Source organism: Aneurinibacillus thermoaerophilus (assembly GCF_900099925.1).
In the GTDB taxonomy this organism is placed as follows: domain Bacteria; phylum Bacillota; class Bacilli; order Aneurinibacillales; family Aneurinibacillaceae; genus Aneurinibacillus; species Aneurinibacillus thermoaerophilus.
Map to the genome: position 1 here is coordinate 46,072 of NZ_FNDE01000013.1, position 23,529 is coordinate 69,600.

27 protein-coding genes are annotated in these 23,529 nt (G+C 47.5%); 1 reads left to right on the forward strand and 26 read right to left on the reverse strand.

The window, feature by feature from the left end; genetic code table 11:
* Positions 1-81: 81 nt before the first annotated feature.
* The 16 genes from spoIID to BLR88_RS08695 form a co-directional block, all read right to left on the reverse strand.
* Positions 82-1,110, reverse strand: a complete 1,029-nt coding sequence (gene spoIID, locus BLR88_RS08620) for a stage II sporulation protein D (protein WP_057897425.1) — start codon at positions 1,108-1,110, stop codon at positions 82-84.
* Between the two features lie 125 nt (positions 1,111-1,235).
* Positions 1,236-2,756, reverse strand: coding sequence for a glycine betaine uptake BCCT transporter (locus tag BLR88_RS08625; protein WP_057900206.1), 1,521 nt, complete (start codon positions 2,754-2,756; stop codon positions 1,236-1,238).
* 176 nt (positions 2,757-2,932) lie between these two features.
* Positions 2,933-4,276, reverse strand: a complete 1,344-nt coding sequence (gene murA, locus BLR88_RS08630) for a UDP-N-acetylglucosamine 1-carboxyvinyltransferase (protein ID WP_057897424.1) — start codon at positions 4,274-4,276, stop codon at positions 2,933-2,935.
* Positions 4,277-4,301: 25 nt separating this feature from the next.
* Positions 4,302-5,099: a YwmB family TATA-box binding protein gene (locus BLR88_RS08635; RefSeq protein ID WP_057897423.1), complete on the reverse strand. Its 798-nt coding sequence runs from the start codon at positions 5,097-5,099 to the stop codon at positions 4,302-4,304.
* Positions 5,100-5,174: 75 nt separating this feature from the next.
* Positions 5,175-5,396 (reverse strand): DUF1146 family protein, encoded by a 222-nt coding sequence (locus BLR88_RS08640; RefSeq protein WP_057897422.1) that lies wholly within the window; start codon positions 5,394-5,396, stop codon positions 5,175-5,177.
* A gap of 176 nt (positions 5,397-5,572) precedes the next feature.
* Positions 5,573-7,114, reverse strand: coding sequence for an NADH-quinone oxidoreductase subunit NuoN (nuoN, locus tag BLR88_RS08645; RefSeq protein WP_057897421.1), 1,542 nt, complete (start codon positions 7,112-7,114; stop codon positions 5,573-5,575).
* Positions 7,115-7,120: 6 nt separating this feature from the next.
* Positions 7,121-8,641, reverse strand: a complete 1,521-nt coding sequence (locus BLR88_RS08650) for a complex I subunit 4 family protein (protein ID WP_057897420.1) — start codon at positions 8,639-8,641, stop codon at positions 7,121-7,123.
* Positions 8,620-10,536 carry an NADH-quinone oxidoreductase subunit L gene (nuoL, locus tag BLR88_RS08655; protein ID WP_408863263.1) on the reverse strand — a complete coding sequence of 639 codons (1,917 nt, stop codon included), beginning with the start codon at positions 10,534-10,536 and terminating at the stop codon, positions 8,620-8,622. The genes BLR88_RS08650 and nuoL overlap by 22 nt, the downstream gene beginning before the upstream one ends.
* Position 10,537: 1 nt before the next feature.
* Entirely contained in the window at positions 10,538-10,849 is a 312-nt protein-coding gene (nuoK, locus tag BLR88_RS08660; RefSeq protein WP_057897419.1) for an NADH-quinone oxidoreductase subunit NuoK, read from the reverse strand.
* Positions 10,846-11,352: an NADH-quinone oxidoreductase subunit J gene (locus BLR88_RS08665; protein ID WP_057897418.1), complete on the reverse strand. Its 507-nt coding sequence runs from the start codon at positions 11,350-11,352 to the stop codon at positions 10,846-10,848. The genes nuoK and BLR88_RS08665 overlap by 4 nt, the downstream gene beginning before the upstream one ends.
* The gene (gene nuoI, locus BLR88_RS08670; RefSeq protein WP_057897417.1) at positions 11,353-11,769 is read right to left on the reverse strand and encodes an NADH-quinone oxidoreductase subunit NuoI; all 417 of its coding nucleotides are present in this window, start codon (positions 11,767-11,769) and stop codon (positions 11,353-11,355) included.
* Between the two features lie 13 nt (positions 11,770-11,782).
* A complete protein-coding gene (gene nuoH, locus BLR88_RS08675; RefSeq protein WP_057897416.1) occupies positions 11,783-12,784 on the reverse strand; it encodes an NADH-quinone oxidoreductase subunit NuoH in 1,002 nt (333 codons plus the stop codon).
* Complete coding sequence (locus BLR88_RS08680; RefSeq protein WP_236781999.1) at positions 12,784-13,866, reverse strand: NADH-quinone oxidoreductase subunit D; 1,083 nt, start codon at positions 13,864-13,866, stop codon at positions 12,784-12,786. The genes nuoH and BLR88_RS08680 overlap by 1 nt, the downstream gene beginning before the upstream one ends.
* Positions 13,867-13,903: 37 nt before the next feature.
* Positions 13,904-14,644 carry an NADH-quinone oxidoreductase subunit C gene (locus BLR88_RS20365; RefSeq protein ID WP_057897414.1) on the reverse strand — a complete coding sequence of 247 codons (741 nt, stop codon included), beginning with the start codon at positions 14,642-14,644 and terminating at the stop codon, positions 13,904-13,906.
* Entirely contained in the window at positions 14,641-15,159 is a 519-nt protein-coding gene (locus BLR88_RS08690; protein WP_057897413.1) for a NuoB/complex I 20 kDa subunit family protein, read from the reverse strand. The genes BLR88_RS20365 and BLR88_RS08690 overlap by 4 nt, the downstream gene beginning before the upstream one ends.
* Positions 15,150-15,518, reverse strand: a complete 369-nt coding sequence (locus BLR88_RS08695; protein WP_057897412.1) for an NADH-quinone oxidoreductase subunit A — start codon at positions 15,516-15,518, stop codon at positions 15,150-15,152. Before BLR88_RS08695 ends, BLR88_RS08690 begins: the two co-directional genes overlap by 10 nt.
* A 188-nt stretch (positions 15,519-15,706) precedes the next feature.
* Here BLR88_RS08695 and BLR88_RS08700 point away from each other — a divergent pair, with 188 nt between their 5' ends.
* The gene (locus BLR88_RS08700) at positions 15,707-16,201 is read left to right on the forward strand and encodes a low molecular weight protein-tyrosine-phosphatase (protein ID WP_236781941.1); all 495 of its coding nucleotides are present in this window, start codon (positions 15,707-15,709) and stop codon (positions 16,199-16,201) included.
* Between the two features lie 115 nt (positions 16,202-16,316).
* Here the strand turns inward: BLR88_RS08700 and BLR88_RS08705 are convergent, their stop codons facing one another.
* The 10 genes from BLR88_RS08705 to BLR88_RS08750 form a co-directional block, all read right to left on the reverse strand.
* Positions 16,317-16,721, reverse strand: coding sequence for a F0F1 ATP synthase subunit epsilon (locus BLR88_RS08705; RefSeq protein ID WP_057897410.1), 405 nt, complete (start codon positions 16,719-16,721; stop codon positions 16,317-16,319).
* Between the two features lie 34 nt (positions 16,722-16,755).
* Positions 16,756-18,156, reverse strand: a complete 1,401-nt coding sequence (atpD, locus tag BLR88_RS08710) for a F0F1 ATP synthase subunit beta (protein WP_057897409.1) — start codon at positions 18,154-18,156, stop codon at positions 16,756-16,758.
* Positions 18,157-18,186: 30 nt separating this feature from the next.
* Complete coding sequence (gene atpG / locus BLR88_RS08715) at positions 18,187-19,050, reverse strand: ATP synthase F1 subunit gamma (protein ID WP_057897408.1); 864 nt, start codon at positions 19,048-19,050, stop codon at positions 18,187-18,189.
* 62 nt (positions 19,051-19,112) lie between these two features.
* Positions 19,113-20,624: a F0F1 ATP synthase subunit alpha gene (atpA, locus tag BLR88_RS08720; RefSeq protein WP_057897407.1), complete on the reverse strand. Its 1,512-nt coding sequence runs from the start codon at positions 20,622-20,624 to the stop codon at positions 19,113-19,115.
* 21 nt (positions 20,625-20,645) lie between these two features.
* The gene (locus tag BLR88_RS08725) at positions 20,646-21,185 is read right to left on the reverse strand and encodes a F0F1 ATP synthase subunit delta (protein ID WP_057897406.1); all 540 of its coding nucleotides are present in this window, start codon (positions 21,183-21,185) and stop codon (positions 20,646-20,648) included.
* Complete coding sequence (gene atpF / locus BLR88_RS08730) at positions 21,182-21,667, reverse strand: F0F1 ATP synthase subunit B (protein WP_057897405.1); 486 nt, start codon at positions 21,665-21,667, stop codon at positions 21,182-21,184. Before atpF ends, BLR88_RS08725 begins: the two co-directional genes overlap by 4 nt.
* A gap of 116 nt (positions 21,668-21,783) precedes the next feature.
* Entirely contained in the window at positions 21,784-22,005 is a 222-nt protein-coding gene (gene atpE / locus BLR88_RS08735) for a F0F1 ATP synthase subunit C (protein WP_091260453.1), read from the reverse strand.
* Positions 22,006-22,082: 77 nt separating this feature from the next.
* Entirely contained in the window at positions 22,083-22,874 is a 792-nt protein-coding gene (gene atpB / locus BLR88_RS08740) for a F0F1 ATP synthase subunit A (RefSeq protein ID WP_057897404.1), read from the reverse strand.
* Between the two features lie 28 nt (positions 22,875-22,902).
* The gene (locus BLR88_RS08745) at positions 22,903-23,280 is read right to left on the reverse strand and encodes an ATP synthase subunit I (RefSeq protein WP_057897403.1); all 378 of its coding nucleotides are present in this window, start codon (positions 23,278-23,280) and stop codon (positions 22,903-22,905) included.
* A 1-nt stretch (position 23,281) separates the two neighbouring features.
* A complete protein-coding gene (locus BLR88_RS08750) occupies positions 23,282-23,500 on the reverse strand; it encodes an AtpZ/AtpI family protein (RefSeq protein ID WP_057897402.1) in 219 nt (72 codons plus the stop codon).
* Positions 23,501-23,529 lie beyond the last annotated feature (29 nt).

The following is a 23,529-nucleotide window of genomic DNA, read 5'->3' on the forward strand; positions in this document are numbered from 1 at the left end:
AAACATAAGGAGAGAAGTTTTTTGCATAAAAAAGACGAAAATTGGGCACAAGCTTTACTCTTTTTTGCTTATTTTATTACGCTACTTTATCCACTTCTCTCCATTTTCAATGTTAACGCCTTTATAAAAATATTTGACAATTTCCTCTACCGTTTTTCCTTCTTTCGCCATACCATTGGCGCCCCACTGACTCATCCCGACTCCATGGCCATATCCAAACGTGCGGATGACGACGTTTTGTCCTTTAATGCTTAATGAAAAGTGCGAAGAATTGAGGCCGAGAAGCTCACGCACCTGGCGTCCGGTAAATACTTTGTCCCCGATTTTGATCTCTTTTATGCGCTGTCCGGCAGTACGGGAAATAGTTTTGTTCCAGGAATCATTGCCTGCGGCGACAGGTTGGGCAATCTTTACTTTTAACCTCTTTTCAAGTTGGTCAATAGACATTGTTACCGTCTCCTGATAGCGCGGCGCATTGGCGTCCCAGGGCACTTTTACACTGCGAAGATACGGAAGTTTGTATCCCCAATAGTCCTCGGAATTTTCGGTATAACCATTGCTTGTGGCAAAAAAAGTGGCATTAATCGGTTCATTTTGATACGTAAGAACTTGTCCGGATGTCTCCTCAACCGCCTGCCGAATACGCGCCTCCTTCCACGTATATGAACTCCCCCACCGCTCCCTTTTTTGTTTTTCGTCGATATACACTTGATGTTTTACCGTATCAGTCACATGTGCGCCTTTTGGAACATCGCTGAAATCTTTTTTGGCAAGACGGAGCGCGATATACGTGCGAGCGGCAAGAGCCTGGGCTTTGAGCGCTTCCATTTCAAATTCGGCGGGCATTTCGCCCGACACAACACCGCTCACGTAGTCTTCAAGCGGAACTGATTCAATTTTCCCGGTTTCGACCCGGAACACTTTAATCGAAAAGTTAATATGCATAACCGGCTTCTGTGTCGTATGTGAAGTCCTTGGAGCTGCGCTTTTTCTGATAGCAGACGCGGGCCGGGGTTGCTCATCAGATCCAGAATAAATAAGGACAAGCGTCGACGGAACCGCAAGCAGAATGATGACAATAGCAAGGGCGATATAGAAAATCGGCTTCATGTTTCTCCCCTTCCGGATACCAGTTGGACAACTTTTCTTTCTCTACAAAACTATGCCGCAAGAAGAGAAATATGCATCTAATAAAAAGAACAGGCTTATCTTTCACATGCCTGTTCCTTTTTTTCTTATTGTTCATCAAGTAATGCCTCTAGCTTTTTACGTAAAGCCCGTTCGCCACGTTTTCTTTCTTTTTCCTCTTCCTGAAGTGCCTTCATAATAGAAAAACACATTGCAGCTAAAATAACGGCGAACGGCAATGCCGTTACGATGGATGCCGTTTGCAATCCTTCGAGCCCTCCGCTAATAAGCAACACAATGGCAACCACAGATTGCAGAATCCCCCAAATCACCTTGACTTTGTTGGATGGATGCAAATCGCCATTAGAAGAGAGCATCCCTAGGACAAACGTTGCGGAGTCTGCAGAAGTAATAAAAAATGTAATAATAAGCAACGTCGCTATCCCGGCAAGAATAGAGCCTAGCGGCAAATTCTCCAGCATGACAAACAAAGGTCTCGTCACATCTGTTTGGACAATTTCGGCTAAATGTGCCCCCATAAAAATTTCTTGATAGAGGCCCGTTCCACCGAAAACAGCAAACCAGAGAAAGCTAAACAAACTCGGAATAAGCATAACACCAAGCACGAACTCGCGAATCGTCCTGCCTTTGGATACACGCGCAATGAACGTTCCGACAAATGGAGCCCACGCAATCCACCACGCCCAATAAAATAGCGTCCAATTTGCCACCCATGTGCCTTCCGTAAATGGTGTAAGCCGTAAACTCATCTGAATTAAATTTTGCACATAATTTCCTAGCGTAGTTGTATACGTATCAAAAATAAACGAAGTCGGTCCTACCAATAATGTAAAAACCAACAAACTGAACGCCAGTATCAAATTGGTATTACTCAATAGTTTAATCCCACGATCAAGCCCTGTTGTCGCCGACAGCAAATACAACACGGTAACAACAGCAATAATGATAATTTGTGTGGTGGTCGTATTAGCTATCCCGGTAAGATGAGTAAGGCCACCATTAATTTGCAAAACGCCAAGACCAAGGGAGGTGGCGACTCCGAATGCGGTTGCAATAATAGCCAGAATATCAATCAGCTTACCCAAAGGCCCCTTTACTTTTTCGCCTAATAACGGATAAAACGTTGCACTGATCAATCCTTTTTGTCCTTTACGAAATTGGAAGTAGGCAAGCGATAACGCAATGATGGTATAAATCGCCCACGGCTGCAAACCCCAGTGAAAAAAAGAATAACGCATCGCCTGACGCGCCGCTTCCGCTGTTTGCCCTTCTCCGGTGGGTGGAGTCACATAATGACTGAGCGGTTCCGCAACCCCCCAGAACACAAGTCCAATCCCCATCCCGGAACTAAACAGCATTGCAAACCATGTCAGATTGGAATACTCTGGTTCATCATCATCATTTCCCAATTTCACTTGTCCATATTTTCCAAAAGCCAAATAAAGCGCAAATACTAAGAACGAAAAAGCTGCCAATAGATAAAACCAGCCGAAATCCCTGGTTATGACTTCTAGTGTCTGGTCAGCCGCTTGCGAAAGACTTTCAGGCAGCAGACCTCCCCAAACAACAAAAGCAACGATTACTGCAATCGAAATGTAAAATACCAAACTTTCCACCTCTTCTTTTAGTTTTGCAATAGGGAATAGCCAAACAACGCTTCTTTCCCTATTATTCACACTCCTCCTCTCCTGTTTTTAGATAAAAAAATCCCTTGAAAACTGTGAACTTTCAAGGGACTTCTTTTCTCCAATAAAACCAGAATCAAATAAGTACAAAAATGCGCTTAGGCAAGGGACGCTTTTGTAGAAGAAGCAGCCATAGCTATTCCTTCGCTCACTTCATCCTTTACAAGCTGCACAACCGGTGTGCTGTGGCGCTCAATATCCGCGCCCAGCGCGCGAAGCTTGCCTACGATATCCACATATCCGCGGTCAATATGGTGCAGTTCCGTCACTTCTGTCTCACCTTCCGCGATAAGTCCGGCAAGAATGAGCGCCGCCCCGGCCCGCAGATCAGTCGCTTTTACTTTCGCACCCGTCAAGCGCGCCTCGCCGTTTATGATTGAGGTACGCCCTTCAATCCTGATATTGGCACCCATACGCTTAAATTCGTCGACATGCATGAAACGATTCTCGAATACCGTCTCGGTAATCATGCTGGTACCTTTGGCGGACAGCATCATCGCCATAAACTGTGCTTGCATATCAGTAGGGAAGCCAGGGTGCGGCAACGTTTTGACATCGACACATTTCAGTTCCGGGCCGCAGTACACGCGGACACCGTTTTCCAGTTCATCAATAATGACGCCCATTTCGCGCATTTTTGCTACAACTGGTTTTAAATGATCGGCGATGGCGTTCTCGACAAACACATCGCCACGCGTAATCGCAGCCGCCACCATAAACGTGCCGGCTTCAATCCGGTCAGGAATTACAGTATGTACGGCACCAGTCAAGCGCTCCACACCATCAATGCGAATCGTATCCGTTCCCGCTCCACGTACGCGTGCGCCCATCGCATTCAGATAATTCGCCAGGTCGACAATTTCCGGCTCCTGCGCCACGTTTTCGATAATCGTGGTACCCTCCGCAAGCGTCGCTGCCATCATAATATTTTCCGTGGCTCCAACGCTCGGAATATCCAGATAAATTTTCGTACCTTTCAGGCGGCCATCCGTACTGGCAAAAATGTAACCCTGACCGATTTCCACCTTTGCGCCCATGGCTTCGAAGCCTTTCAAATGCTGGTCAATGCCACGCGAACCAATCGCGCAGCCACCCGGAAGCGGAATCTTCGCTTTCCCTTTTCGGGCTAAAAGCGAGCCCATAACAAGGAAAGAAGCGCGCATTTTACGAACCCATTCGTACGGCGCCTCCACTTCTGATAAATTCTTCGCATCTACTTTCAATACTTCAGCTTTACTGTCGTATTTTACATCTACATTCAGTGCACGAATCACTTCGCTAATTGTATAAACATCATCCAGTCCAGGAACGTCATGAATGACACTTACTCCCTCTTCTGCCAGAATCGATGCTGCAATGATGGGCAATACGGCATTTTTTGCGCCGTGTACCCGTACTTTTCCCGATAGACGTCGTCCACCGCGGATAATAATCTTGTCCACGTTACATTTCCCCCCGCGTCCTATGCTAGTATTCCACTGTAATAATTGGTATTCCTGCTATTATCATCGTTTCTTGATTGTTTTTATCATAATGGGTTGCAACTTGCAAGTTCATGGAGCGATGGTTTGTTTTAATAGCTGTATTAAATAGGGGCGAATAAACTGAATAGCTAAGGACCGTTTCTTCTTCCAAGCTTTCAACCATTGTTCCGTCGAGAAAAGCCAGTATTTGTCTGACTTTCTTCTTTTGCAAGTCATTTTCCAGTTTACCATTATAAATTCCCCTAACACAAGAGATAATTTGCGGTAGCTCAGAACTATTTGCAGGAATTTGCATATATTCCGCGATCATGTGCTTCATGACCCGTACCTGGTTTTCTTTACCCCGGAACGTTAGCCCCAAATTACCGTGCATGTCTTTCCCCTGCGCGGAAACATACACGCTCACATATGCAATTAGTTCAATGTCTTCATTGCTCTTTCGCTCACCACGGTATATACGCACGCCGTCGTCCCGCTGCTCTTCCCTCCAAGATACTAAACCGACCTGTCTGGCAATGGCTTGCAAAAAAAGCTCCACGTCCTGCTCATCTTGAAAACGAAGGCCGACCTGCTTATATCGTATCTGTACCTCACGAATGGATGCGCCTGTGCTTTCAACAGCCGCAAGCAATGTCTCCGCATCGGAAAAAGCCCGCTTAGCAATCGCTTCTCGTGATGCTAAAGATACAGACATCCCCGCTAATACAGGGTACGCCAGTAGCAAAAATAACATAAAAATTCCCGCTACCCCGATATATTTCCATACTTCCGTCATTCTCATATATTTTCCTCTCCCGTTTCTCTTGTTTTACTACTCAGTCTGCGCGAAAAACGGGAACCCTATACTGTCAAATGTTTAGAAAAATTGACGAAGCAACTGTGTCCAGCCGAAATAGTCGGTGAAAAAAGACGCAACACCATGCCCGATAAAGATGGACAAAAAAATTTGCAGCAACTTGGCGCGCGCGCCTTTCGGATTTGCCACAAACAGATCAAACCGAAACGCCTGTAGCGCCCAGAAACTCAAGCCAATGCACACAAGCGACAGTAAAATGTTGATCATTCCTGCTACTGCCATGTTCGTCTCACTTCCTTGATATAATTATAATAAACAAACTCACAGGCGTTGCCGCTCTTTCTCTCCCTCCGCCCCACACGCTCCACATGAAAAAAGGCAACGAAAAAAAAAAATGTCCCCCGCTTATTGTATCACAATAAGCATAGAGGAACATTCTTCAATGACTTATTCTCTATTCACTGCCCACCAGGTTGAAACATTTGTTGCAGCGGAAACTTATGGTGAATATATTGCATGACCGGATCTGGCATAATGCCAGCTGCAACTGTGCCAACAAGCGCAATCAATACAACCAAACCAATGGAAGCCGGAACTTTCAAAGGAGCTTCCGTTTTGCCTGGACGCATATACATCTGGCGAATCACACCAAAATAATAATAGTAAGACACTACGCTGGTCGCGAGCATAATACCTGCCAGCCAGTAACTACTGTGCACAATGGCGCTCATGAAAATGTAAAACTTGCCGAAGAATCCAGCCGTAATCGGGAGACCAGCAAGCGAAAGCAGGAAGAATGTCATGGCAATAGCCATCCACGGCGCCCGATGATACAAACCCGCGAATGATTTTAAATCTTCCGTTTTCTGATCGCGATTCACGAGCATAATAATCGCAAACGCCCCCATATTGGCGAACAAGTATGCAACCAAATAGAACATTGTTTGCTCAAACATCAGCACCGTTAACGTAGCAAATGGTACAAGCAGATAGCCAGCCTGAGCAATGCCCGAATAAGCCATCATCCGCTTTATATTCACCTGACGCATGGCCAGCGTATTGCCGATAATCATGGATGCCGCAGCAACAATTGCAATGTAAACACTAAGCGTATTCACCAGCACGGAACCTTGCTGACCCGTCTCCATGTCAAAGCTAACTAAACTGCCAAAGCTAATGAGGAAAACACGCAAGACAATCGCAAAGCCAGCCGCTTTGGAAACAACCGATAGAAACGCAGCAATCGGCGTCGGCGCTCCCTGATATACGTCGGGCGCCCACATATGATACGGCACCACAGATATTTTGAACGCGAAGCCGACAAACATTAAGAAAAACGAGAAATAAACCAAAAAGTCGAAGCCATCATAAAAGACGCTCGATAACCGTTCAGCAATCACATACAGATTCGTTGAGCCTGTCAATCCGTAGATAAATGACATGCCATACAACGTAATCGCGGATGCAATGCCACCGGAAATAACGTATTTAAACGCCGATTCATTGGAATGGATGTGCTGTTTTCTTGTTCCGACCAAAATATAGGAAGAAATCGAAAGAAGCTCAAGCCCTACAAACAACGTAATTAAGTCGGAAGAAGAAGCCATCAGCATCGCGCCAAGTAAGGCGGTCAGAATTAAATAATAGTATTCACCTGAATATCTTATGTTTTTACTTTCATCGATATAGGTAAGCGAAATAAGAAACACAAAGGCTACACCGCTTAAGAAAAGCAACTTGAACGCATTGGCGAACCCATCCACACGGTACATATCGTTAAGAATAGATACAACATTTTGGCCGGTGTTTCGTACTACAAAATATCCCGCAACGATGATTCCCAAAAATCCAATCCAGGCGAGAATGCGCCGGTCGGCTTTTTTATTCATGAATAAATCAAGCAGCGAGAGGAGTGTAGCGACACCCAGTATAATAAATTCAGGGCTCATCACCGACCAATCGTATTGAGCAAGGTTCCCCCATTTACTAACACTACTCATCGGCTTTTACCCTCCTATCCTTGGCACGATATTTTGCAGCGTTGTCTGCAGCGGTTCGCTTAGTACGGCAGGATATACACCGATTAAGATAACCAAGCTTAACAGAACAACCATCGGAACAACTTCAATCGCCTGTGCGTCAGACAGCGACTCATGCTTCTGCTGAATAGGGCCAAACGTTGTTCCAAGTATCGCGCGCAGTAAGTACGCTGCCGTCAGGATAAGACCGAGGGCGCCAACAGCAGCGATCACCGGCTTTACGCCGAACAAGCCGACAAAGGAAAGAAATTCACTAATAAATCCGGACATACCTGGCAGACCAGCTGAAGCCATCATAGCGGTCAATAAAACCCCGCTGATCATCGGCATTGATTTCGCAAGCCCGCCCAGCTCACGAATATTGCTTGTGCCCGTACGTTCATGCACAAGCGACACCATATAAAACATGAGGGCTGCGATAAGACCATGCGATACCATTTGGAAAACCGCGCCCTGAAAACCCTGAAGATTCGTGGCGGCAAGACCAAGCAACATAATTCCCATATGGCTTACGCTGGAGTATGCCAGCATCTGCTTGAGTTCATCCTGCACAAGCGCAAGTACGGCGCCGTACAAAATATTAATCACGCCCAATACTGCGATAAGAGTGGACAGTTGATTCATCCACTCAGGGAAAAATGCTGCGTTCATACGAATAAGCGCGTAGCCACCAATTTTAATAAGCACGCCGGAAGAAATCATAATGACCGCCGGATGCGCTTCCTGGTACGCTTTAAGCATCCATGTATGGAACGGAACGACAGGAATCTTAATCGCAAACGCAATCAGCAAGGCCAAGAACAGGCCGAAACGAATAGAATCCGGAATATAGCCTGGCAGATTGGGCACATTACGCGGCGACATCGGATCGGTTAACAGTTGCCTAATCTCTTCCATGCTCAACGTACCTACAAGAATAAACAGCGTTACGAATACGATAAGCATAATCGCCGAGCCTACGCCGTTATAAAGGAGGAACTTCATGGCCGCCCTCTCTCGATCCATGTATCCCCAAATTCCCATCATAAAGAATAGCGGAATAATAGTAAACTCAAAAAAGATAAAAAACTGAAACAGATTCGTTGAAGAGAAGACACCAAGCATTCCCATCTCAACGATTAGAAATAAAATGTAAAACTCTTTCCAGCGCTTATTAATGCTCAGTGCCGCTACCGCTGCCATTGTACTAATGACAGTCGTCAGTACAAGCAATGGCATGGACAGACCGTCCACCCCGACCTCAAATGTAATCGGAATTGCCTGTTCGCCGATCGGAATGCGAATCCAGTTCCATTGCTGTGACAATTGCATGCCTTCCGCTACCAAGTTAAAGTTAGCATACAGCATGAAAGTCAGCACAAGCGGAACGAGCGTCGCCAGAATCCCGATCGCTTTGACTGTGCCAGGCAGGCTTTTCGGGATAAAAGCGAGCAACAGCACACCCAAAAGTGGTGAAAATGTTAGGATTATAAGAAAATAGTTCGCCATTGCCCAACATACCCCCCTGCTATTGTTAAACCAACAATTAGAAGCACGAGCCCGATAAAGGCGATTGCTCCATATGTCTGGATTTGTCCGTTTTGCATTCTTGCGCCCACACCGCCGATTCCCCTTGTAAACGCGGCAATGAGACGCACGAGTCCATCAATAACCCATACGTCAAATATATGGAGTCCTTTTCCGATCGCGCGCAACGGTTTTACAAATACGGTATCGTATATTTCATCCATGTAGTATTTGCGGAACGATACCCGGTACAGCACGCCACCTGTACCTTCCGCCGGCATTTTGCCCCTGCCGTACATCATCCAGGCCAGCGCAATACCTGCAACAGACACCGCAATTGCCACAATCGTTACCCATCCAGCACCGTGCGTACCACCATGAAACGCGGTCATATCTTCCGTCAACCATTCTCCCAGGACAGGTTTCCATGGCGTATTAATAAATCCAGCAATAACAGCTAGCACAGCCAGCACAATCATTGGCAACGTCATAACGCCGGGTGATTCATGCGCCTGACTTCCGCCCCTCGACTGCCCACCGAATGTCAGGAAAAAGAGGCGGAACATGTAAAACGCCGTAAACGAAGCAGCGATCAGCGCAACGACAAACAAGTCAATATGCCCGGAATCCAGCGTTGCCACGAGAATTTCTTCCTTGGACCAAAAGCCGGCAAAAGGTGGGATACCGGCGATAGCAAGACAACCGACCAAAAAGACGGGACCTGTAATGCGCATTTTCTTCCATAGGCCGCCCATTTCAAAAATATCCTGCGTATGCACGGCGTGAATCACACTGCCCGCCGCAAGGAATAATAGAGCTTTAAAGAAAGCGTGCGTCATCAGGTGAAATGTCCCTGCCACATAGCCGGCCGCGCTCGCCGCGCCAAGCGCCAGCATCATGTAACCAAGCTGGCTCACGGTAGAATATGCGAGCACGCGTTTAATATCCCTTTGCGTCAAACCTATAGAAGCGGCAAAGATTGCGGTAAAGCCGCCTATATAAGCGACAACCTCCGTTGCTACCGGCGAGGCGAGGTACAAATCATACATCCGCGCCACCAAATACACACCTGCTGCCACCATTGTCGCGGCGTGAATTAACGCGCTGACAGGCGTCGGACCTTCCATCGCGTCCGGCAACCACGTATGAAGCGGGAATTGACCGGATTTACCAACCGCACCGACAAAAATCAAAATGCCAAGCAATGTAAGTTTCCATTCTTCAATGGCGCCCGCCGCGATCTTATTGAAAATTTCGCTGTAATCGAAACTGCCAACCCACCAAAAAATAAGCGCAAGCGCAATAAATAGCCCAACGTCTCCAATACGTGTCACGATAAACGCCTTCTTCGCCGCCGCTCTCGCTTCCGGTTTATAAAAATAAAAACCTACAAGCAAGAATGAACATACTCCGACAAGCTCCCAGAATATGTACAGCTGAAGAATGTTCGGCGAAAGCACTACGCCCAGCATGGAGAATGTAAAAAGGGCAAGATACTGATAAAACACCGGAAAACGTTCATCGCCGCGCATATAGCCGCGAGAATAAATGTGAACCAGCATACTAACGAGTGTGACAACAACCAGCATCATTGCGTTCAGCTGGTTTACCTCAAAGCCCATTGTAATTTTCTCCCCGGCAAATGTTAACCAATGAAAATCTGTATTGATATAATCTGTGGCTCCCTCGACAAACCGCTCAAAAAAAACCAGAAGGGCGAACACAAACGACGCAGCTGTCGCCAGAATCCCGACGTACGCCGCTCTTTCTTTCCATTGACGACCAAAAGCCACAAGCAGCACGAAAGCTATAAGCGGGAAGAGCGGTATGAGCCAGGCATTCGCTATCATATCCATATTCACCAGTCCTTTTTCCATTCTATCGCTTCATCAAATCCATCTCATCAACCTGTACAGTATTACGGTTACGGTACAGGGAAATGAGAATGGCCAGCCCTACTGCCGCCTCGGCTGCTGCTACCGTAATGGTGAACAACGAGAAAATCTGCCCTGAAATATTTGGAAACATGCCATACTTGGCAAACGCGACAAGGTTAATATTGACCGCATTTAGCATAAGCTCGATCGACAACAACACAATAACGGCGTTCCGCTTGGTCAGCGCGCCATACAACCCGATGCAGAAAAGAATTAACGCAACCAGCAAATATGAAGTAACCGGTATACTCATTCGTCCTCCGCCTCCTTCTTAGCCAAGATAATGGCTCCTACAAGCGCGACCAGCAAAAGAACAGAGACAGCTTCAAACGGAATGACGTAATGGGTGAATAACTGAATTCCAATTTCTTTCACATTGTTCTGCTTTGTGAAATCGGCCTGCTGATCGCCCCAATGTGCGCTTTGAATACCTAAGAATGCAACGATAAAAAACACGGCGATCCCAGCAAACGCAATGTATTTAAAAGGCCCTTTTCTCTCTGTTACTTCCGTCGCATCATGGCGTGTTAACATAATACCGAACAGCATCAAAATAGAAATCGCCCCGGAGTACACCAACACTTGCGTCACACCGACAAATTCGGCTTCCAGCAGCACGTAAAGCCCAGCAATACCTAAAAACGTAAACGCCAGCGCCACTACCATATGCACAACCCGGGTAAAGCTAATCATAAAAACCGCTCCCCCGATGGTCAACAAGGCGAGAACAAAAAAAGCGATGAATTCTCCGCTCATCTATGCGTTCCCTCCCCGTACATTCGTATTATTAGCGTCCAGCCACTTGAGGTTCTTGAACAACTCGTCACGGCTATACGCTGCAAGCTCAAAGTTGGTTGTCATCACAATCGCCTCAGTCGGACACACTTCCGTGCAAAGATCGCACAGAATACAGATTTCAAAGTTAATATCGTACGTATCAATGACTTTTCCTTTTTTGTTCGGATCATCGCTTTTCTTCCCGACAAGATTAATGCAGTCTGTCGGACAAATCCGGGCGCACTGATTGCACACAATGCACTTATCAGGTGAGAAATGCTGAATGCCGCGAAACCGTTCCGGCCACACCATTTCCTGGTCCGGATACATATGGGTCACTTTCTTTTTGGTCATCTGTTTAAACGTGTAAGCCATCCCCTTGGCAAAGCCTAGCATAATATCACCTCTTTTATAGCACTGTTTTTAACACCGCGGTGATTAAAATATTGACAAGCGCAAGCGGCAACAGTACTTTCCACCCCATCTGCATAAGCTGGTCAACGCGCATCCGCGGGAATGTCGCCTGTAACCAGAAAATAAAGAAGACAATAGCGCAAAACTTGATGGCGAACCAAACGATGCCCGGAATAAATCCGAGGAATTCAAACGGCGGCAACCATCCACCTAAAAACAATACTGTTGTCAGCGATGCCATCGCAAAAATGTACACATACTCGGCCAACATGAAGAAAGCCCAACGGAAGCCGCTATACTCAACATGATAACCGGAAATAAGTTCCGATTCTGCCTCCGTTAAGTCGAACGGTGTCCGGCTTAACTCCGCAAGCTGCGCGATGATGAAAATCACAAACCCTAAAAACTGTGGAATAAAAAACCACATACCCATTTCCTTTTGCTTCTCAACAATATCAATCAAGTTGAGACTGCCGGTCATAAGAATAACGCCGACGACAGACAGGACGAGCGGAATTTCGTAGCTGATCATCTGCGCCGCGGAACGCATGGCGCCAATGAGCGCCCATTTGTTATTGGATGCCCACCCACCTGTAACAACCCCCAGCACTGTAATACCGGAAATTGCAATATAATACAGTAGTCCGACACCTAAATCGGCGAAATGAAGCGATTCGGTAAACGGCATCACCGCCAGCACAGCGAACGCAGGCATAAATGCAAGCACCGGGGCGAGAATAAAGAGCGGTTTGTCCGCCGCTTTCGGAATGATATCTTCTTTTAACAAAAGTTTTAGCACGTCGGCAACCGTTTGCAGAAGGCCGAAGGGACCAACCCGGTTTGGACCAATACGAAGCTGCATCCAGCCAAGAATTTTACGCTGAAAATAGATAGAATACGTTACAAATCCAAGTACGATAGCCAGAAGAATGACCGCAGACAAAACAAAAATAAAGCCGTTCTGCCATCCCAGGCTCTGTTCTAGATAAGCGCCCATCAGCCGTCTACCTCCCCTAGCACAATATCAATGCTTCCGAGAATCGCCACCATATCGGCAATGTTTTTGCCTATCAGCAGTTTCGGAAGAATCTGCAGGTTCGCGAAAGACGGTCGGCGGAACTTTATCCGGTACGGCTTATCTTTGCCGTTGCTGGCGATATAACAGCCAATCTCTCCGCGCGGCGATTCAATTCGAGTGAACGCCTCTCCCTGCGGCGTACGAATGACGCGCGGAACTTTCGCCATGATCTCGCCGTCAGCCGGGAATTGCTCAGCCGCTTGCTCAACGATTTTTAGAGATTCTTCCATCTCCCGTAAGCGGAGCTTATAACGGGCATAGCAATCGCCCGCCGTCTCGGTCGGCACTTCAAAATCAAACCGATCATAAATAGAATAGGGAGCATCTTTGCGCAAGTCCCATTTCACGCCAGTGGAGCGAAGCAACACACCACTTAGCGAATAATTGATCGCCTCTTCCTGCGTAATCACACCAATGCCTTTCAAACGGTTTAAGAAGACCTCATTTCCGCTGACAAGCTGATGGTAACCTTCCAGTTGTCCGCGCATGTATGAAACGAACTCTTTCACTTTATCAATCCAGCCTTCCGGCGCGTCCCATTTCACACCGCCGACACGCATGTAGTTATACGTAAGGCGGGCGCCGCACAATTCGTTGAAAAGGGCAAGAATTCGCTCTCGGTCCGCGAACGCGTACAAAAATGGGCTTAACGCCCCGATGTCGAGCAAGTATGTGCCAAACCATACCATATGACTGGCGATGCGCTGCAATTCCATCACGATTACGCGCAGATATTCGGCACGCTCGGGAATTTCCAGCCCCATGAGCGTCTCCACTGTATGCACCATCATATAGTTATTGGTCATCGCGGACAAATAGTCCATCCGATCTGTATAAGGAATGATTTGGGTGTAATTCAAGTTTTCTGCCAGCTTTTCCGTACCGCGGTGCAAATACCCGATCACCGGAGTCGCCCCCGTAATTGTTTCCCCATCAATTTTGACAATCAGACGAAACACCCCGTGCGTACTCGGGTGTTGAGGACCTACATTGAGCAGCATTTCTTCGGTTCTGATTCCCGACTTGGTGCCCACCTCCTCACACCTCCTCGTCATATTGTACATAATCTTTGCGAAGCGGATGTCCTACCCAGTTATCCGGGAGCAGAATACGCTTCAAGTTGGCGTGACCTTCGTATGTAATGCCAAGCAAATCATATGTCTCGCGCTCAAACCAATCGGCGCCTGCCCAAATATCCATAACAGATGCGACTTTTGGGTTATCCCGAGCCAGTTTTACCTTTACGCATACATTGTACCGCTGTTTGTAGGAATAAAGGTACACAATCGACTCCATATACGTTTCATAATCCACGCCAAGACTTAAAGATAAATAATCGAATGCCAGTTCTTCATGGTCATGCAGCAAGCGAGCTACGTCATGCCATTTCTCTTTCTTGACGATTAAGGTTGGCATATGCTCGCTCAACTCGTTAATGTACGAATCCTCAAGCACATCGGTACCAAAGTTTTCTGTTATAACTTTCACAATCTTATCAAGTACCGGCTGCTTTGGAGACGGCTTTTTGGAGCCTTCGTCCGCTTCTGCTCTGCCCGTTGTACCTGCTGCCTTTGCCTTGGCCGCGGCTGCGGCGGCGGCTTTCGCTTTGGCAGCGGCAGCGGCCTTCGCCTTAGCAATTGCATCTGCGTCCCCTTCAGCGGCTTTTCCTCCCGCTCCTTCCGCTTCCATGCGTTTGCGCTTTGCCTCCGCAGCAGCTTTGGCTGCAGCAGCGGCTTTCGCTTTTTCTTCCGGTGTCGGCTTCTTCTTCTCTTCACTCATTCACCGGTCACCCTCTTCCCCGTCTTTGCTTCGTATCTAATCTTCTCTTGTAGTTTGTTAATGCCGTAAATAAGCGCAGGCGGGCTCGGCGGGCAACCCGGAATATACACATCAACCGGGATGATCTGATCCACGCCCTTCACTACGGCATAAGAATGCACATATGGCCCTCCGGCTGTAGCGCATGACCCCATGGCAATCACCCATTTTGGCTCAGCCATCTGGTCGTATAAACGGCGCACAAGTGGAGCCATTTTCTTTGTAACGGTACCAGAGACAATCATACAGTCAGCCTGACGCGGTGAAGCCCGGTAGAACACGCCAAAACGATCCGTATCCCAGTTGGCACCGCCTGTGCCCATCATCTCGATCGCACAACAAGCCAGACCGAATGTTAACGGCCAAATGGAGTTGCTGCGGGCCCAAGCCTTTAACTGTTCAAACGTACTGAAAAAAACATTGCGTTCAAGCTCTTTGCGTTCTTCCAGACTGATGTCCTCCAAGTTCAGTTCCATTCTAACACCTTCTTCTTCCAGGCATAGATTAACCCTATTACAAGCAGCACAATAAAAATAACCATTTCGACCAGTGCGAATAACCCAAGGCTGTCATAGGCGACCGCCCAAGGATATAAGAAAACCGTTTCTACGTCAAACACTACGAACAAAAGAGCGAAAATGTAGTATTTAACGTTAAATTGTACCCAGCTTGACCCTACCGGCTCCACCCCGCTCTCATAAGTTTTTCTCTTTTCCTCCGTCGGATTGCTAGGGCGCAGAAAACGCGCCAATGTAAGCGCACCCACGGGCAAGAGAATACCCAAAAAGAGAAAAATAGCAACAATCAGATAATTATTCATGTATACTGTCGCCATACTTTTCCCCCCTACCCTAAATTATGAATTTTTTATAAATCATTGATTAAAAACTTTAAATAGATGAAAACTCCATACAATTATATCAAATGGTACAGGTACTGTCTAATAGTGGAATTTCAAAGCTTATGATATATTGGGAACTGCGCCGTTTGGTATAATGGTAACGAAATTTTATAGATAAGGAAGTGATTCTTTTGGAGACAAAGAAAATAGGCGTCATCTTCGTCTGTTTAGGAAATATATGCCGCTCTCCACTGGGAGAAGGAGTATTCCGGCATCTGGTGAGAGAAAAAGGAATTGAGGATTACTTCGTCATCGACTCGGCAGGCACTGCGAGTTATCATGTTGGAAAATTGCCGGATCCAGGTTCCAGACGCGTCGCGGAAAAACACGGGATTTCGCTGGCCGGACAATTCGCCCGGCAGTTTACCACAAAAGATTTGACCCAGTGGGATTATGTCATTGCTATGGATGCTTCCAACCAAAGCAACATTCGATGTTTGGGCGCAGTAAACGGAAACTTGCACCTGCTTCGCGAATTTGATCCTGAAGGCCCCGGTGACGTTCCCGATCCATGGGCGCGCGGTGATGAAGCGTTCCTTGAAACGTACACCATTATCCGCCGCTCCTGCGAAAAATTGCTCGAGCATATTATCAAAGAGCACAATCTGCCTAGCTAACTTTGCTTTGTTTGTCTTTCCTTCATTATAACATACGATGCAAACTTTAGTCTTAGACATGAAAAAAGCTCCTCCGAAACTTATGGAGGAGCTTTTCCTTCATAGAATTAGCATATTATTTTCCGGCAACATCTAAACGCGTCATGGCGCGTTGCAGCGCCAACTGTGCACGTTTAAAGTCAATGTCTTCTCTCTCGTTTTCAGCGAGGCGGCGCTCTGCGCGCTCCTTTGCCGCTCTTGCGCGGTCTACGTCAATCTCATCAGGAAGCTCGGCCGTTTCCGCAAGAATGGTGACTTTATCCCTGCGTACCTCCATAATGCCGCCGCTCACTGCGATTTTGTCGTCTTCGCCTTCGTGCTTCTTTACCAGAACCGGAGCAATCTTAAGCGGTGTAACCATCGGAATGTGATTCGGCAAAATACCCAAATCCCCTTCAACACCTCTGGCTACAACAATGCGAGCATCGCCGCGGTAGACAACCCGTTCTGGAGTGACGATTTCGACTGCGATTGTATTCATTTACGAAACCCTCCCCATTATCAGGGTTGAACCACTACATTTTCTTAGCTTTCTCAACCGCTTCTTCGATTGTTCCTACATACAGGAACGCTGCTTCCGGAAGATCGTCGTGTTTACCTTCCAGAATTTCTTTGAAGCTACGAACCGTTTCTTTAACCGGAACATATTTGCCCGGGAAGCCTGTGAACTGTTCAGCAACGTGGAACGGCTGGGACAGGAAGCGCTGAATTCTGCGTGCGCGTCCTACGATCGTTTTATCTTCATCAGACAATTCGTCCATACCGAGGATGGCAATAATGTCTTGCAGTTCTTTATAACGTTGCAGGATAGCCTGAACGCCGCGCGCTACTTCGTAATGTTCCTGACCTACAACGGCAGGAGTCAGAATCCGAGAAGTGGACGCCAGCGGGTCTACCGCAGGATAAATACCAAGCTCGGAAATACCGCGGTCAAGGTTCGTTGTCGCATCCAAGTGCGCAAACGTTGTTGCCGGTGCCGGGTCGGTGTAGTCGTCCGCCGGTACGTAAATCGCTTGGATAGACGTTACGGAACCTTTCTTCGTAGATGTGATACGCTCTTGCAGTTGACCCATCTCCGTAGCCAGCGTCGGCTGGTAACCTACCGCAGAAGGCATACGCCCAAGCAGCGCGGATACCTCGGAACCTGCCTGCGTGAAACGGAAGATATTGTCAATGAATAAAAGTACGTCACGTCCTTCTACATCGCGGAAGTATTCCGCCATGGTCAAACCTGTCAGCGCTACGCGCAGACGCGCTCCCGGCGGCTCGTTCATCTGGCCGAACACCATGGATGTTTTATCGATAACCCCGGAATCTACCATCTCGTGGTACAGATCGTTACCTTCACGGGTACGTTCGCCTACGCCCGCAAAGATCGAGTAACCGCCGTGCTCCTGGGCGATGTTGTTAATAAGCTCCTGAATCAATACCGTTTTACCTACGCCGGCACCACCGAACAGACCGATTTTACCACCTTTTGCGTATGGCGCAAGCAAATCTACAACCTTAATACCTGTTTCGAGCATTTCATCGGCTGTGGATTGTTCTTCAAACGACGGCGCTGCGCGGTGAATCGGATAATATTCAACATCCTTTGGCGCTTCTTTCAGGTCGATTGGCTCTCCAAGCACGTTAAATACACGACCCAGCACTTTCGGTCCTACCGGCACAGAAATCGCTTTGCCTGTGTCTACCGCTTCCATTCCACGAACCAAGCCGTCAGTGGAAGACATAGCAACCGTACGAACAGTATTGTCTCCTAGGTGAAGAGCTACTTCCAAAGTAAGATCGATAACCTTGCCGTTATCGAGTGTTTCGTTAATTTTAATAGCGTTATAAATCTCAGGCAGGTGTCCGCGTTCGAACTGAATATCTACGACCGGACCCATAACCTGAAGTACGCGTCCCTTGCTCATCTGTTTCCCTCCTATCTAACGCATCGAAGCTTATTCGAGCGCGCTCGCTCCGCCTACGATTTCGGCGATTTCCTGTGTGATCGCCGCCTGGCGGGCACGGTTATAAAACAGTGTCAGGCGTTCAATCATATCTGTAGCGTTATCCGTTGCGTTGCCCATTGCGGTCATACGGGCCCCTTGCTCGCTCGCCTTAGCGTCCAGCAGCGCGCTGAAGATAAGGGTTTCCGCATATTTCGGCAACAGGTCGGCAAGCACTTCGTCTGCAGACGGTTCAAAATCATATGTCGGCGTACCTTCTACCTTCTCGATCTCAGCAAGCGGCAAAAGACGCAGTTCCGTCGGCACCTGCTGAATCGCGCTGACAAACTTATTGTATACAAGGTATAACTCGTCAATTTTTCCGTCGGCAAACAATTGAACAGCATTGCGTGCTATGCTTTTAATGTCAGCAAACGTCGGAGAATCGGACAGATTCACGAACTCGTCCGCAAGCGGATATCCGCGTTTTTTAAAGAAGTCACGACCTTTACGCCCCAATGCGATGATCGTGTATTCATCTTTGCTGTTATGCCGTTCGGCGATGGTACGCGCTACGAGACGAAGAACGTTGGCGTTGTATCCGCCCGCCAGCCCCCGGTCAGACGTAATGACTACATAACCCGTCTTCTTTACGGGACGACTTTCAAGCATTGGATGCTTCGCTCCTGACGTACCAGCCGCAATACTCATTACTACTTCGCGCATTTTTTCCGCGTAAGGACGAGCGGCTTCCGCTCTTTCCTGGGCGCGACGCAATTTCGCGGCAGCGACCATCTTCATCGCCTTTGTAATTTGCCGCGTATTCTGCACACTCTTAATGCGCGACTTGATTTCACGAAGTCCTCCTCCGGCCACGATTGTTCACCACCTTTATCCTTCATCTAAATAAAGCTTCTTTCGTTTATACAACATACGAATTACTCAGAAGTTACGAACGTCTTCTTGAACTCTTCAATGGCTGCGTTCAATTGATCTTCTGGTGGTAACTCTTTCGTGTTCACAATCGTGTCGAAGATTTCTTTTTTGTTATGTTCGATATAAGCAAGCAGTTCTTTTTCAAAGCGGCGTACGTCTGCTACCGGAATGTCGTCCATGAAGCCGCGCGTAACCGCATAAATAGAAACAACTTGCTTCTCAACCGGCATCGGTTCGAACTGACCTTGCTTCAGAATTTCAGCCGTGCGCTCACCGCGCGCCAGACGCGCTTGCGTTGCTTTGTCAAGGTCAGAACCGAACTGGGCGAACGCTTGCAGCTCGCGGTATTGCGCCATGTCAAGCTTCAGAGAACCGGCAACTTTCTTCATTGCTTTAATTTGCGCGGCACCACCTACACGCGATACTGAGATACCTGTGTTAACCGCCGGACGTTGACCGGAGTGGAACAGGTTCGATTCAAGGAAAATTTGACCATCCGTAATCGAAATTACGTTCGTAGGAATGTATGCAGATACGTCACCTGCCTGTGTTTCAATGAACGGCAGCGCAGTCAGAGAACCGCCGCCAAGATCGTCGCTCAACTTAGCTGCGCGCTCCAGTAAGCGGCTGTGCAAATAGAATACGTCACCCGGATACGCTTCACGACCCGGCGGACGACGAAGCAACAGCGAAAGTTCGCGGTATGCTGCTGCCTGTTTGGAAAGGTCGTCATAAACACACAGTACATGTCCGCCTTTATACATGAAGTACTCGCCCATCGCTACGCCCGCGTACGGAGCAAGATAAAGCAGCGGAGCCGGATCGGACGCTGTAGCCGATACAACGATCGTATATTCAAGGGCGCCATGCTGGCGGAGCGTTTCCACCACACCTGCAACCGTGGATTGCTTCTGGCCGATTGCGACATAGATACAAATCATGCCATTGCCTTTTTGGTTAATGATTGTATCTAAAGCGATGGCTGTTTTACCCGTTTGGCGGTCACCGATAATCAACTCACGCTGACCACGGCCGATCGGGATCATCGCGTCGATCGCTTTGATACCTGTTTGCAGCGGCTCATGTACGGATTTACGTGCCATAACGCCGGGCGCCGGGCTTTCGATCGGACGGAATTCAGTTGTTTCAATCGGGCCCAGACCATCCAGCGGCTGACCGAGCGGATTCACAACGCGGCCGAGCAGCGCTTCTCCTACCGGAACCTCCATGATGCGACCTGTGCGCTTTACTTCGTCGCCTTCACGGATTTCTGTATACGGACCAAGGATAACGACACCTACATTATCTTCTTCAAGGTTTTGCGCCAGCCCCATTACACCGTTCTGGAACTCAACGAGCTCACCGGCCATAACGTTTTGCAAACCATGAACGCGCGCGATACCGTCACCAACCTGGATAACAGTGCCCACATCCACAACCTGGATGTCAGATTTATATTTTTCAATCTGTTGTTTAATCAGAGAGCTAATTTCATCTGGTCTGATTGCACTCACCTTATGGTTCACCCCTATCTATCATACTTGGGCTTGCTTAATTTGCTGCGTAAAGCGAGCCAGCTTTCCTTTGATGCTACCATCATAGAGGCGGTCACCGATGCGAACAATCATGCCGCCGATAATGGAAGGATCGACCTTTGTCGTTACACGCAGCTTTTTATTTAATTTTTGTCCGAATTGTTCAGCGATCTTTTGCACTTCAGCTTCTGTCAACGGTTTTGCGGTAGTGACTGTCGCGTCAGCAATGCCGCGCGCCTCGTTGGAGAGCTCCGTGAAGTGCTTGAGGACGTCGTTCAGTTCGTCTTCACGTCCCCGCTCAATAAGAATATGAACAAAGTTCAGCGCGATGTCAGAAATTTTACCGGCAAACAAAGCATTCACCATTTCCTTCTTTTCATCGGCTGTCACTTTCGGATGAGCCAAAAGCATGTTCAACTCATCATTTCCTTTAATGATATCCGTAATCTGGATAAGTTCGTTTTCCATTGTTTCGACTGCCTGTTTTTCACTGGCTACTTCATAGAGGGCGCGGGCATAGCGCTTTGCAACAGCACTCATACTTGACCGCCCACCTGTCTCATAAACTGTTCAATCGTATCTTGCTGTTCTGCTTGCGACATTTCTTTTTCAATAATTTTAGAAGCAAGAAGCACGGAAAGACCCGCTACTTGATCACGTACAGAAGCAAGCGCTTTTTCCTTTTCGCGGTTGATTTCCAGCTTCGCCTCTTCAACCATGCGCTCCGCGCGCTCTTGAGCCGCGGCGATGATTTGCTCCGCTTCGTCCTCCGCTTGCTTTTTCTTCGTTTCTAAAATGCTCTGCGCTTCTTCACGCACCTTTTTAAGTTCAGCCTGCTGCTGTTTTAAAAGGGCTTGCGCTTCCGCATTCGCTTTCTCAGCAGCCGCGATTTGTCCTTCGATATGTTCCTGGCGTTTTTGCAGTACCGACATTGCCGGCTTCATTGCAAACCTGGAAACAAGCGCCAGAAGAATTAAAAACACAACCACTTGGAATAGCAGCGTGCCTAATTGAGGTAACACAGTCCGTCAACTCCTTTCCTGTAGCAGGAGAATTCACTTAGGTACAAAAGGAAGGCGAAGGATAACGGCCCTCGCCCCGATAAAAATATCCAATTGCTGAACGTTTTCTTTACCTATTAGCCGAGACGTCCGAGCAGCATGAAACCGATAGCAACTGCGATAATCGGAACCGCCTCTACCAGACCAAGACCAAGGAACATCAGACCCATCAGACCACCGCGTGCTTCCGGTTGACGAGCAACACCTTCAATAGTACGAGAAACTACAAGACCGTTACCAATACCTGCGCCAACAGCGGCCAGACCAAAAATTAAACCTAATGCAATTGCGAAATCCATTATGATTTCCCTCCTCAGCAAATTATCAAAACATGCATTTTTATAAGATTAAAAGGGTTCATTAACAAAAGTAAAGATTAGTGTTCATCCACAACTTTTTGGGAAATGTACACTAGAGTTAATGTTGTAAAGATATACGCCTGAATAGTGCCAACAAATAAGGAATAACCTAACCAAACGATAAGCGGAAGGCTGACAACCGCAACGGAACCTGCAAGCAGAAAAGCAATCAGAACCTCACCCGCGAAAATGTTACCGAAAAGACGGAGCGGGAGCGTCAATGGCTTGATAATAAATTCTTCCATAACATGCAGGATAAACATCAAAGGATGCGGTTGGAACCAGTGTTTCACATAACCTGCCGGGTCTTTCTTGATGCCCAGATAGTGCGCGTAGAGAAGCACCATCAGTGCCAAACCGAACGTTACGCTCGGAGAAGCGGTCGGTGACTTGAACCAGTTCACAGTTACACCTTTTACCGTTTTTCCGTCATGTACAACTTCATGGCCATGTTCATTGATGACCTCCTGAGTGATACCCAGGGCCGGATTCGGTTCAGTATACAGCACGCTGAAGTTGGCCATGACCCCCAGCTGGTTCCCGATAAAAATGTACAAGAAAAGAGTTAAGGCTAGCGTTACAAACTTGGTGCTAGTCTTTGCGTCCATAAATTGGCCAGCAATTCCACGAACGAAATCAATGACCCATTCAAAGAAGTTTTGCCATCCTCTCGGTACGCCCGACGTCATGTTTCTGGTACTAATCATAACGACAATAAATACAAGGACAGCAGTCAAAACAGTCATAAGCATGACAGGAATATCAAATGTCATACCCAAAAACTCAAAGGTTGGAGAGTAGTGTTCCATCTTCTCATTCACCCCTTTCGTAAGCGCGTTATTTTTGTATGGATAAATATTGATAGATAGCGAATAGAAGTGTAACGACTGGAACTGTCATTAACCCAACAATCACCCCGTAGAAGGAAAAGATATGTGGCATTCTAAAGGAGACATATACCGCAAACCCCGCAAGCAAAAAACGGGGCAGCATTCCTACGCTTCTCATCCTCCTGCCGGGGTGCAGCGCCACATCTCCAGCCTGTAGCGTTTTCACAAAAAGGATAAATCCGTTTGCCATGCTGACCAGCATCCCAAGAATTAACCCTTGAAAAAATACTCGCTGCGGCATAAATAGCCACAACAAGACAACACCCGTAAACAGAAGAAATATGTATCGGGCCATCGTTTTAATTGATGAAGTAAATGGTTCCATGCTATTCTCCAAAGAACTGTTTCACCAGAAAGAAAACTCCCATAATCCCTAACCCTAAGCCGAACAATAAACCGATAAGCATAAACCACGGTTCGGTTTTCAGCCAATTGTCGACCGCACGTCCGACCCAGAAGCCAAAAATAACAGAGGTAGCAAGTTCTACCCCTATTGTTCCAACTAATGCAAAAGCTTGCAAAGGTCCGTTCTTCCTATCTTTCACGCACGGTGCCCCTCTCGTTACTCGCTTTT